The sequence below is a fragment of the Hyphomicrobium sp. DY-1 genome, assembly GCF_047497105.1.
GTDB lineage: Bacteria > Pseudomonadota > Alphaproteobacteria > Rhizobiales > Hyphomicrobiaceae > Hyphomicrobium_B.
Genome location: NZ_CP134870.1, coordinates 1,246,595 through 1,258,839, shown reverse-complemented (window position 1 = coordinate 1,258,839; position 12,245 = coordinate 1,246,595). Strand labels below are relative to the sequence as shown.

The 12,245-nt window shown below is 61.0% G+C and carries 9 protein-coding genes; 7 read left to right on the top strand and 2 right to left on the bottom strand.

Annotated elements, in window-relative coordinates; translation table 11 throughout:
- The first annotated feature begins 174 nt into the window (after window positions 1-174).
- The 7 genes from ileS to mutL all read left to right on the top strand — a co-directional run bounded on the left by ileS (window position 175) and on the right by mutL (window position 10,993).
- Window positions 175-3,315: an isoleucine--tRNA ligase gene (gene ileS / locus RLW41_RS05970; RefSeq protein WP_414463903.1), complete on the top strand. Its 3,141-nt coding sequence runs from the start codon at window positions 175-177 to the stop codon at window positions 3,313-3,315.
- The gene (gene lspA, locus RLW41_RS05965; protein ID WP_414463902.1) at window positions 3,312-3,821 is read left to right on the top strand and encodes a signal peptidase II; all 510 of its coding nucleotides are present in this window, start codon (window positions 3,312-3,314) and stop codon (window positions 3,819-3,821) included. The genes ileS and lspA overlap by 4 nt, the downstream gene beginning before the upstream one ends.
- A gap of 61 nt (window positions 3,822-3,882) precedes the next feature.
- On the top strand, window positions 3,883-4,362 hold the full coding sequence (locus tag RLW41_RS05960; protein WP_409561011.1) for a hypothetical protein: 480 nt from the start codon (window positions 3,883-3,885) through the stop codon (window positions 4,360-4,362).
- Window positions 4,363-4,664: 302 nt separating this feature from the next.
- Window positions 4,665-6,029: a M16 family metallopeptidase gene (locus RLW41_RS05955; RefSeq protein WP_409561010.1), complete on the top strand. Its 1,365-nt coding sequence runs from the start codon at window positions 4,665-4,667 to the stop codon at window positions 6,027-6,029.
- Window positions 6,030-6,034: 5 nt separating this feature from the next.
- The gene (locus RLW41_RS05950; protein WP_414463901.1) at window positions 6,035-7,456 is read left to right on the top strand and encodes a M16 family metallopeptidase; all 1,422 of its coding nucleotides are present in this window, start codon (window positions 6,035-6,037) and stop codon (window positions 7,454-7,456) included.
- Between the two features lie 356 nt (window positions 7,457-7,812).
- Window positions 7,813-9,138, top strand: a complete 1,326-nt coding sequence (locus RLW41_RS05945) for a glucose-6-phosphate isomerase (protein WP_414463900.1) — start codon at window positions 7,813-7,815, stop codon at window positions 9,136-9,138.
- Between the two features lie 28 nt (window positions 9,139-9,166).
- Entirely contained in the window at window positions 9,167-10,993 is a 1,827-nt protein-coding gene (gene mutL / locus RLW41_RS05940; RefSeq protein WP_414463899.1) for a DNA mismatch repair endonuclease MutL, read from the top strand.
- 262 nt (window positions 10,994-11,255) lie between these two features.
- On the opposite strand, the gene bfr is transcribed toward mutL, so the two are convergent.
- Window positions 11,256-11,744 carry a bacterioferritin gene (gene bfr / locus RLW41_RS05935; RefSeq protein ID WP_013949443.1) on the bottom strand — a complete coding sequence of 163 codons (489 nt, stop codon included), beginning with the start codon at window positions 11,742-11,744 and terminating at the stop codon, window positions 11,256-11,258.
- 153 nt (window positions 11,745-11,897) lie between these two features.
- Window positions 11,898-12,170, bottom strand: coding sequence for a hypothetical protein (locus tag RLW41_RS05930; protein WP_414463898.1), 273 nt, complete (start codon window positions 12,168-12,170; stop codon window positions 11,898-11,900).
- Between the last annotated feature and the right edge of the window lie 75 nt (window positions 12,171-12,245).

Below are 12,245 nucleotides of genomic sequence, written 5' to 3'. Positions count from 1 at the left end.
GGTCGGGGCCCAGCCAAGCCTGAGGCCACCCGTCTTCCGAGGTTTGCCTGGATCCCGGCCTGCGCCGGGATGACGTCAGACAGTGATGGGGGCGTCAGCCGGGCGAAGGATGACTTGGCGGACGCACCTTGCTAGAACCCGCGCTGATTTCCTTTGGAATTGAAAGCTCAACTAATGTCGAAAGACGCCAAGGCTGCCGAAAAGGCAGCTGCAACTCCAGACGCCGCTTCCGGCCGGGATTGGGGCAAAACGCTGTTCCTGCCGCAGACCGACTTTCCCATGCGCGCCGGGTTGCCCGAACTCGAACCCAAGCTCTTGAAGCGCTGGGACGAGATCGGCCTTTACGAAAAGCTGCGTTCACAGTCGAAAGGCCGAGTGAAGTTCACCCTCCACGACGGCCCGCCCTACGCCAACGGCAACATCCACATCGGCCACGCGCTGAACAAGATCCTGAAGGACCTGGTCGTCAAATCGCACCAGATGCTCGGCAACGATTCAAACTACGTTCCGGGCTGGGACTGCCACGGCCTCCCGATCGAATGGAAGATCGAGGAACAGTACCGCGCCAAGGGCAACGAGAAACCGAACTTCTCCGACCCCGTAGCGATCAACGCCTTCCGCGATGAATGCCGCAAATTCGCCGCTCATTGGATCGACATCCAGCGCGAGGAATTCAAACGTCTCGGCGTCGTCGGCGACTGGGAACGCCCGTACCTGACGATGGACTATCGTGCCGAAAGCATCATCGCGCGCGAGCTGATGAAGTTCGCCGCCACCGGTCAGCTCTACCGCGGCTCTAAACCCGTCATGTGGTCCGTCGTCGAGAAGACGGCGCTGGCTGAGGCTGAAATCGAGTACCAGGATTATCAGTCCGACACGATCTGGGTGAAGTTCCCAGCGAAGGCGCTCCCGGAACTCGACTATATCTCGCAAGCCGATCTGCCGCCCGAACTCCATCCCGAGTGGACGCCGGACAATCTACTTGGCGCCTCCGTCGTCATCTGGACGACGACGCCGTGGACGATTCCCGGCAATCGCGCGATCAGCTTCTCCTCGAAAATCACCTATGGGCTTTACGAGGTGACGGCTGCGCCCGACGGCAACTGGGCGAAGGTCGGCGACCGTTACATCCTGGCCGATAAGCTTGCCGCCGACGTGATGAAGGCAGCCAAGGTCGAAGCGTACGAGAAGCGCGAAACAGTCAGCGCCTTCGAGCTGCGCCATCTCGTATGTGAGCATCCGCTGCGCGACCTCGGCTATGCATTTGATGTGCCGATGCTCGACGGCGATCACGTCACCGACGACGCCGGTACGGGCTTCGTCCACACCGCGCCTGGCCACGGTGCTGACGACTACAACATCTGGATCGCGAACCAGAAGAAGCTGCGCGATCGCGGCATCGACACCGAAATCCCCTTCACCGTCGACGCCGACGGCGTGCTGACGAAATTGGCGCCCGGCTTCGAAGGCAAACGCGTGCTGAAAGAGAACGGCGATAAGGGTGATGCCAACGACGCCGTCATCAAGGCGTTGGCCGAAGCCGGAAACATCGTCGCGCGCGGACGCTTGAAGCATCAGTATCCGCACTCGTGGCGCTCGAAGAAACCGGTCATCTTCCGCAACACGCCGCAGTGGTTCATCTCGATGGATAAGCCACTTTCCGCGCTTGGCGGCCGGCTCCCCGAAGGGGAGTCGCCAAGCGCCAACAAAAGAGGCCATAATGCGCCCACCCTCCGTCAGCTTGCTCTCGAAGAGATCAAACGCGTCGCCTGGGTGCCGGCGGCGGGCGAGAACCGCATCACCGGCATGATCGAGAACCGGCCCGACTGGGTCGTCTCGCGCCAGCGCGCGTGGGGCGTGCCGATCACCGTTTTCCGCAATGTCGAGACGGACGAGGTGATCCCCGGCCCCGGCTTCGAAAAGTCGGACGAGCTGATCGCGCGCATCGAAAAGGCGTTCTACGAAAAGGGTGCCGACGTCTGGTTCGAGGAAGGCGCGAAAGATCGCTTCCTCAAAGGCTTCATCTCGCCGAAAGACAAGAACAAGTGGGAGCAGGTGAAAGACGTGCTCGACGTCTGGTTCGATTCAGGTTCGACGCATGCCTTCACGCTTGAAGACCCGACCGCCTTCCCCGGCTTCAAAGGCTTGAAGCGTAAACGTGACGGCGGCCAAGACCGCGTCATGTATCTCGAAGGCTCCGACCAGCATCGCGGCTGGTTCCATTCGTCCCTGCTTGAAAGCTGCGGTACGCGCGGCGACGCGCCCTACGACATCGTGCTGACTCACGGCTTCGTGCTGGATGAGAAGGGGCAGAAAATGTCGAAGTCGCTCGGCAATGTCGTCGCGCCGCAAGACGTGATGTCGAAGTCCGGCGCCGATATTCTCCGCCTTTGGGTTTCCGCATCCGACTATTCTGACGATCTGCGCATCGGCTCGGAAATCCTGAAGACATTCTCGGAAACCTACCGCAAGCTGCGGAACACGCTACGCTGGATGCTCGGCGCGTTGGCGCACTTCAAGCCCGAAGAAGCCGTGCCGGTAACCGCAATGAAGCCGTTCGAGCTTGAGCGGCTCATGCTGCATCGTCTTGCCGAACTCGATCACGAGATCCGCAAGGCCTATGAGCATTACGACTATCGCAAGATCATCGGCCTGCTCTCGCAGTTCATGAATACCGAGCTGTCGGCGTTCTATTTCGACATTCGCAAAGACACGCTCTATTGCGAAGCGCCGTCGAGCCTGAAGCGCAAGGCGGCGCTCACCGTCATCGACAAGCTGTGCGATGCGCTGATCCGCTGGCTCGCGCCGATCCTATCGTTCACGGCGGAAGAGGCATGGCTGCTCTACAAAGCGGACGAAGCCGAGAGCGTGCACTTAATGCCGTTCCCGAAGATCCCGCGCGAGTGGCGTGACGACAATCTGGCTGCCAAGTGGGATCGCGTGAAGGAAGTCCGCAGCGTCGTGACAGGCGCGCTCGAAATCGCCCGAGCCGAAAAGAAAATCGGCTCGTCGCTCGAAGCCGCGCCCGACGTGTTCGTCACCGACGCGGATTTGATGTCGGGTCTTGACGGCGTCGACATGGCGGAGGTGTGCATCACATCCGGTATTTCGATCTCGGCCGATGGCCCGCCCGAGGGCGCCTTCACGCTTCCGAACGAGCCGGGCGTCGGCGTTGTCGTGAAACGCGCTGAAGGCAAGAAGTGCGCGCGCTCCTGGCGGATCACGCAGGACGTCGGCTCCGATCCTGCGTATCCGGAGCTATCGGCCCGCGATGCCTCCGCCATGCGCGAGATCGACGGCGGAGCGACGGTATGACGGAGGTGGCGTCCTCGCGAAGCATCTTCTGGAGCCGCTCGGCGCCGCTGGCGTTTGCCGTCATCGTCCTGACGATGGCAATCGACCAGTTCCACAAGTGGTGGATGCTGCACGTCTACGACATCGAAGCGAAGGGCCGCGTCACGGTCGGTCCGTTCCTCGATCTCGTCTACGTCAAGAACATCGGCATCAGCTATTCGCTCTTCAATCAGGCGAGCATGACCGGCCAATATCTACTGGTTGCTTTTGCCGTAGCCGCCAGCTTCGGTCTGTGGCTTTGGCTCAACTGGAGCCGTGGCAGCCGCCTCATGGCCTTAAGCCTCGGACTGATCATTGGCGGCGCGCTCGGCAATGCCATCGATCGGCTGCATCTGGGCGGTGTGGCCGATTTCTTCTCGTTCCACGCCTACGGTTTTCACTGGTACGTCTTCAACATCGCTGATGTAGCCATCGTTGCCGGGGTAATTGGCTTGTTGTATGAGTCCTTCAGGGGCGAGTCGCATTAGCGCCGCAAAGTCGGCCTAACTGGGCTTCGGGGGCGTGTCGGTGGGACACGGACATAAAAGCATGTCGTTGAAAAACGGTCCGAAAATCAGTTTCTGCGTATCGGCGCTGACGCTGGTTCTGGCCGGCTGCGGCGGAATTGACGGCGTGCAATTGAACGGCAAGGTCTTTGACGCTGTTGGTTTGAACGGCCCGTCCACCCCGGAAGGCGATCCCAAAATGGCCGTCCGCCAGCCGCTGACGCTGCCGCCGACAGACTCGCTGCCGCCACCCGGAAGCGGAAGGGCCGACCAGCCGTCGCTTGCCTCCATTCAAGACCCCGATCGAAAGAAGGTCGTCGATCAGGCCGCGCTCGAAAAGCAGCAGGCGGAATATTGTCAGAAGAACTATACGGAGCCGATGCAGCGGGGCGACTCGTCTGCCGAATCCGCGTCGGGTCCGCTTGGCTCATGTCATCCGTCGATTTTCACGGCCGTTCAGAAGTGGACGCAGAAAAAGCCCTATGAGGACACCGGCGGCGAAGACACTTCGTCGACGCAGTGATCGCCCAAAAGCGCAATAACCAAATATTTCCATCGCCGTAAAAATATTGATCGGGGCGGGGTTTGACGCGCCTTGAGATGAACGCCTTGTCATTTGACTTTGATTGCCCATCTGCCGCTCACTGGCACGGCTTCCCGCTATCCGGCGTCCGCGCCTTCTCGCGAAAGTAATCCCCGGCTCTGCAGTTTGGGGTAGGATCAAAAACGCTAGGGAGCAAACTACTGCATTCGGTTCGAAGGATCGCCATAATGCGTCTAGCGACGTGCTCCCGTATTAGCCTCTTAACCGTATTGGCCACCCTGATGCTCGCTGTTACCCCACACGCCCGCGCCGCCGACGGCAGCACCCGTGCTTCGGAATTCAAGCTGTCGAACGGCATGGAAGTCGTCGTCATTCCGGATCATCGCTCTCCGGTCGTAACCCACATGGTCTGGTATCGGGTCGGCGCCGCAGACGAAGTGCTCGGCAAGTCCGGCATCGCCCACTTCCTTGAGCATCTGATGTTCAAATCGACCGACAAGATTCCAGTCGGCGAATTCTCCAAGATCGTCAGCCGTCTCGGCGGTCAGGACAACGCTTTCACCGGCAACGACGCGACCGCCTATTTTCAGCGCGTCTCGAAAGACCGTCTCGGCAAGATGATGGAGATGGAAGCCGACCGCATGGTCAACCTGCGGCTCGACGAAAAGGAAGTGCTGACCGAGCGGAACGTCATCCTCGAGGAGCGCCGCTCGCGCATCGATAACAATCCCTCTGCGTTGCTCGATGAGCAGATGAACGCCGCGCTCTATCTCAATCACCCGTATCATAAGCCGGTGATCGGCTGGTATCGCGAGATGGCGCAGCTCTCGCGTCAGGATGCGCTTGATTTCTACAAGCACTATTACGCGCCAAACAACGCCATCCTGGTCGTCTCGGGCGACGTCACCGATGCCGAAGTGAAGAAGCTCGCCGAAGACACCTATGGCAAGATCCCAGCCAATCCGGCCGTCTCTTCCGTTCGCCATCGTCCGGGCGAGCCGCCGCAGCTTGTCGCGCGCCGCTTAGTGCTGAAAGATCCCCGAGCGGGCAATTACCTGATGCAGCGTTACTATCAGGCGCCGAGCTACGTAACGGCCAAGCCCGGCGAAGCCGAAGCGCTTGACCTGCTGATGAAGATCGCAGGCTCGGGCTCCACCAGCCGCATCTACAAGAAGCTCGTCGTCGAGCAGAAAATCGCCTCCAGCGCCGGCGGTGATTATTCCGGCTACGGTCTCGACGGCGGCACGATCTCGCTCTACGGCATCGCCGCCGATGGCGTGCCGCTCGAAAAGGTCGAAGCCGGCATCGATGCTGTCCTGGCCGACATCGTCAAGAACGGCGTCACCGACGCAGAGCTGACGCGCGCCAAGAACAGCTATCTCGCCGACTACGTCTACGACAGCGACAATCAGGCGACGCTCGCGCGCCGCTATGGCTGGAACCTCGCCGTCGGCCGCACGGTCGCCGAAGTCGAAGCGTGGCCCGACAATATCTCCAAGGTCACGACCGACGACGTGAAGAAAGCCGCTGCTCAGTACCTCGACATCAAGGATTCGGTGACGGGTTACCTCGTTCCCGACCAGTCGGGCGTTGCCCAGGCCAACGACGATCTTCCGCCCCCGTCCGCAGGCGGCGTATTGAGGTGATATTGATGACAGTAATCTCACGCGCGGCTGCAAAGGTCGTTCACCATGCAGCCCGCTTCGGCATCGTCTCGGCCCTTCCGGCCTTGGCTCTGTTGTTCACCGCATCCGCCAGTCAGCCAGCATCAGCCATGAACATTCAGAAAATCAAATCTCCCGGTGGTATCGAGGCATGGCTCGTCGAAGAGCACAGCGTTCCTCTGCTGTCTTTGCGTTACGCATTTGACGGTGGCAGCAGCCAGGACCCGGTCGGCAAGGAAGGCCTCGCCAACTTCCTCACCGCGATGATGGACGAGGGTGCCGGCGACATCAAATCCGAAGACTATCAGGAGCGCATGGAAGATATCGCCATGCGCATGAGCTACGACGACAGCAAGGATTCGCTCTACGGTTCGTTCGAGACGTTGACGAAGAACCGCGATAAGGCCGTAGAGCTGTTGAAGCTTTCCGTGCAGAAGCCGCGCTTCGACACCGATGCCGTCGAGCGCATCAAGCAGCAGCTTCTCGCCAACCTCGCCTATGCCGATAAAGATCCCGACAAGGTCGCGATCCGTGAATGGTACGCGCAGGCTTTCCCCAACCATCCTTACGGCCGTTCGGCGACGGGCACGGCCGAAACCGTCTCGAAGATCACGCGCGATGATCTCGTCGCCTATCACAAGAACAACTTCGCGCGCGACAATCTGAAGGTCGTCGCGGTCGGCGATATCAACGCTGCCGAGCTTGGCAAGCTGCTCGATGATGTCTTCGGCAGCCTGCCCGCCAAGGCCGACCTGGCGCCCGTCGCCCAGACTGCGCCGGTGAAGGGCGGCAGCCAGAAGATCGTCGAAATGGGCGTGCCGCAATCCGTCGCCGTGTTCGGCGTTGGCGCCATGGCGCGCAAGGACCCGGACTTCATCACCGCATTCGTCGTCAATCATATCCTGGGCGGCGGTGGTTTCTCGGCCAAGCTGATGGAAGAGGTCCGCGAAAAGCGCGGTTTGGCCTATTCGGTTTATACCTATCTGCAGCCTTATCAGCACGCGTCCATTCTTGTCGGCAGCGTCGCGACGAAGAATGCGTCGATGGCTGAAAGCCTCAAGATCATCCGTAGCGAAATGAAGAAGATGGCCGACAACGGCCCGACAGCGGAAGACCTTCAGGCGGCGAAAGATTATCTCACGGGCTCTTATGCGTTGCGCTTCGACACCAACTCGAAGATCGCCTCGCAGCTTCTGGGCCTGATGCAGGAAGGGTTCGGCCCCGACTACGTCGAGAACCGCAATGCGATGATCAACGCCGTCACGCTGGCCGATGCCAAGCGTGTCGCTGCTCGCTTCCTGCAGCCCGACAATCTGGTCGTCACGATTGTCGGTAAGCCGGTGGGCATGAACTCCGCTGCAACACCGCCGGTTCTACAACCCGCGGTCGCCGCCCCCACCCGTGGCTGACAAAAAGCAAAAATGCCATCTTCGGATTTAATCCGAGGATGGCATTTGTGACCCCGTTTCCATTTACGTCGTCCTGGAGGCGGCCGGGACCCAGCCAAGCAGAACAACTGCGGTGCCTGACCGGGGCCGATACGGCTCGCGCAGGCTCTTCGTCGGCATAACGGCCGGTCTGTCCCGCGTCTTTGCGGCACATCTCTTAGGCACATGTCCCATAACTGTTGGCACGCCGGTTAACGCTCCCCTTGGCATAACGCGAAGCGCACTTGGCCGCACATCCGAAATCGGTTAGGCCGGAACGGATTTAGGTAGGGAGCGTTGAAGCGGCCATGCAAGACGGGCAGCGACACGACGGGAATATGTTTCAGCAGAATATTGACGGGTGCCTCGAAAACGCGATTGGCCAACACGGTCTCGCGCCTCAGGCTTACGCCTCTTGGCTCGACAGCATCGGGCCGCATGTCGAAACCCTGAAAGACGACTATCGCAAGGACCGTCTCCCGCTTCTGCGCATCGCCGAGGAGGAGCAGGACATCGCTGACGCCGAAGCGGCGCTCGCGAAACTTTCCGAAGGCGCCAAGACGCTCGTCTTCTTCGGCACCGGCGGATCGAGCCTCGGCGGCGAGACTTTCGCGCAGATCGCAGGCTGGGGCATTTACGGCGTCGCACTCCCGGGACAGGCCAAGCGTCCTCGTACGCGCTTCTATGCCAACCTCGATGGCGGTACGCTGCAAGGTGTTCTCGACTCGCTAGACCTGCCGACGACGCGCTTCATCGTGACGTCGAAATCTGGGGGCACCGCCGAAACACTGGCGCAAACGATCGCCGCGTTGACGGTGGTGAAAGCTGCGGGTCTCGAAGCGCAAATCCCGAAAATGTTTCTCGGCATCACCGAGCCCGACAAGCCCGGAAAGACGAATGGCCTACGCACGCTGCTGTCGACGTTCGGTATTCCCATGCTCGAGCATCACACCGGCATCGGCGGCCGCTTTTCGTGCCTGACCAACGTCGGCCTGATGGCTGCTCTTGCGCGCGGTCTTGATGCGCGCGCCATTCGCGCTGGCGCCAAGAGCGTGGTCGACGCGCTTCTCGCCGCCAAGTCCGCGGCTGATTTCGCGCCCGCCGTCGGCGCCGCCACCGCCGTCGCGCTGTCGAAGGAAAAAGGCATCGCCACGCTCGTAATGATGCCCTACGCCGACAAGCTCGGCCGCCTCTCGGCGTGGTTCGTGCAACTCTGGGCAGAAAGCCTCGGCAAGGGCGGCGAGGGGACGACGCCGATCGGCGCGCTTGGCCCTCTTGACCAGCACAGCCAGCTTCAGCTCTTTATGGATGGTCCGCACGATCACTATTTGACGATTCTACGTGTCGCGAGCGAGGGCGTTGGCCCTAGGATCGACCCGGAACTCGCGCGAATCGCTGGCGCCGAAATGCTTGGCGGCCACACCGTCGGCGATATCGTCTCCGCCCAGTCGCATGCTCTGCCTGAGGCTTTGGCGCGCGCCGGGCGTCCGGTGCGAACAATCGACATTGCAAAACTCGACGAAAAGACCATCGGTGCGCTGCTGATGCATTTTATGATCGAAACGATTCTCGCGGGGCGCTTGCTCGGTGTCGATCCCTTCGATCAACCGGGTGTCGAGCTTGCGAAAGTCCTGACGAGAGAGCGCCTCGCGAAAGGCGCTTAGGCGCCTTTTGACTGGGGGAACGTTTAAGGTGGCGATCCGGCAGCTATCGACAGAAACGATCAATCGCATCGCCGCGGGCGAGGTGATCGAGCGTCCGGCGAGCGTCGTCAAAGAGCTTGTCGAGAACGCCATCGACGCCGGCGCAACGCACATCGAGGTCGTCGTCTCGGGCGGCGGGCTGTCCCTCATCCGTGTGACCGATGATGGCTCCGGAATGAGCCCGGATGATCTCGCGCTCGCCGTCGAACGTCACGCGACGTCGAAGCTCGACGAAGAAGATCTATTCGACATCCGCTCGCTGGGTTTTCGCGGCGAAGCGCTGCCGTCCATCGGCTCAATCGCGCGGTTGGAAATTCGTTCGCGCACGGACGGCGTCGCGCAAGGCTCGGCCATTGCCGTCACACGTGGCGCCAAAGCACCCGTAGCGCCGTCGGCAGTCAATCGCGGTACGGTCGTCGAGGTCCGAGATCTTTTCTCCGCGACGCCCGCGCGCCTGAAGTTTCTGAAATCCGAGCGCGCCGAAGCGATGGCCGTGACCGACGTCGTCCGCCGTTTGGCGATGGCGCATCCTGACATCGGCTTCACACTGCAAACGGGCGAAAAGCGTCCAACGGTTTTCGCGCAAGGCGATCGCTCCTCGGCTGCCTGGCTCGAACGTATCGGCGCCATCATGGGGCGCGAGTTCATGATCGACGCGCTTGAAGTCTCCGGCGCGGCGAGCGGCGCGTCTGCGCCTATGCGTGTCTTCGGCTTTGCCGGCTTGCCGACGCTGCACCGGCCCGATAGCACGCAGCAGTTCCTGTTCGTCAACGGCCGCTCGGTGAAGGACAAGCTCTTGATCGGCGCGGTCCGTGCAGCCTACGGCGATCTCATTCCGCGCGGACGCTCGCCGCTGCTGGCGCTGTTTCTCGACGTCGCGCCGTCGGATGTGGATGTGAACGTGCATCCGGCCAAAGCCGAAGTGCGGTTCCGTGATTCTGGCCGCGTCCGTGCCATGCTCGTGCGTGCGCTGGCTGACGCATTGGCGACTGCGGGCCATCGTGCCTCCGCGCAAGGCGGTGTGCTGACGGTCGAGAGTTTCGAGACGGGCGTTCTGCCGAATGCCGCGGCTCAACAGTATTCCCCTCAGATGCCTTCGGATTACGGTTGGATGCCCTCGCCCGCGCGGCCACCGGCTTTTGCAGAAACCACGCCGTCACCGTTCGCCGTATTCGATGCGCCAAGCGCTAATGCGCCGGTCATGCACGCGCCCCCTGTCGCCGAGCACACGATCGACAAGCCGCTCGGCGCCGTTCGCGCGCAGGTGCACGAGAATTACATCGTCGCGCAAACGCGCGATGGCCTCGTCATCGTCGATCAGCACGCCGCGCATGAGCGTCTCGTCTATGAGAGATTGAAAACCGCGCTGGCGAATGGCGGCGTCGCGACGCAAGGCTTGCTCATTCCGGCGATCGTCGAACTCGATGCCGACGACGCTGCGTTGTTGGCGGATCGCGCCGACGAGCTTGCCGAACTCGGCCTTGTGCTGGAAAGCTTCGGGGAGGGCGCGGTCGCCGTGCGCGAAACCCCTGCACTGTTGGGCGATACCGACGTCGAAGGCTTGGTGAAAGATCTCGCCGCCGAAATACGGGCGGATGGCGCGCCGCGCGCTTTGAAGGATCGCCTCGATAGCGTGGCCTCCCGCATGGCCTGCCACGGCAGCGTGCGCTCTGGGCGAAGGTTGACTGTCGAAGAGATGAACGCGCTGCTTCGCCAGATGGAAGCGACGCCCTATTCCGGCCAATGCAACCACGGCCGCCCGACCTACGTCGCGCTCAAACTTACCGACATCGAACGCCTGTTCGGCCGGCGCTGAGCGATACCAAGCGTCATCCCGGCGAAGGCCGGGATCCAGTCAACCATAAACGGCGCAAGTGCTGCCAATGGCCCGGATGCCGACCTCCGTCGGCATGACGGTGGTGTGGATGCAAAGTTTGTCATCCTCGGCTTTATGCCGAGGGGGCCATCCTGCATTGAGGTTGGTGCGAAATGGATCCTCGGGACAAGCCCGAGGATGACAAGTGGGAAGGTATGCGCTTGCGGCCGCGCGCGGAAGGCGTGTCGCAAGCGCAAACTTATCAGTGATCGTCGTCGCTTGCGGGCTCAGCATTGAGCTGGCCGTAGTTCTCGACACCAATCTTGGAGAGAAGGTCGAGCTGCGTTTCGAGGAAGTCGATGTGACCTTCTTCGTCTTTCAGAAGGTCCTCAAACAGCAGCATCGTCACGTAGTCGCCGACGTCGCGGCAGATCTCGCGCGACTTTTTGTAATGATCGCGGGCGATGTTCTCACCCTTGAGATCGCATTCCAGAACTTCCTTGAGGTTCTCACCGATCATCAGCGGCGCGACGTGCTGGAGGTTCGGGTGGCCATCGAGGAAGATGATGCGGTCGATCAGGCGATCCGCGTGCTCCATTTCCTCGATCGATTCCTTGCGCTCTTTCTTGGCGAGCTTCTTGAAACCCCAGTTGTCCAGGAGGCGATAATGCAACCAGTACTGGTTGATGGCGCCCAGTTCGAGCTTCAATGCCTCATTGAGACGGGTGATGACGTCTTTATTGCCCTTCATGGCGCCGCTCCGTGCCGAATGTTGTCTCTGAATGCTTCCGTCCTGGAAATCCAGAAACATTCTAAAGTAGACAACTAACGGATTAGAGCGAGTTTAACCAGAGGCTTGCGAGATTTCTCGCGCCTTCGCAAAGGCACCAAATTTTTCAGAGTGTTACGCGATTGCGCGGCGTCTCTGGGCACGACGTTCTGCAATTTCCGCGTCGATCCGGCGCTGGCGGCGCTCACGGCGCTCTTCGATGCGGATGAGGCGCGCGCGCGCTTCAGCCAGTGCAAACGGACAGACGCCCGTGGTCGTCTCAAGCCGGTCCATGGCGGCATAAATAGCCGAAACCGTCAGCGGCGCGCAGCGGCAGCAGTTCATCTTCTTGTTGAGATGGCGAAAAACCACGCCAGGAGTCGGCAGAATGGCCGGACCTGTGCTCATGATTTCGGAAACCGCAACATCAATGTCGCGATCAGTGATTACGGCGCACGAACAAACGATCAATTGCGGCTCCAA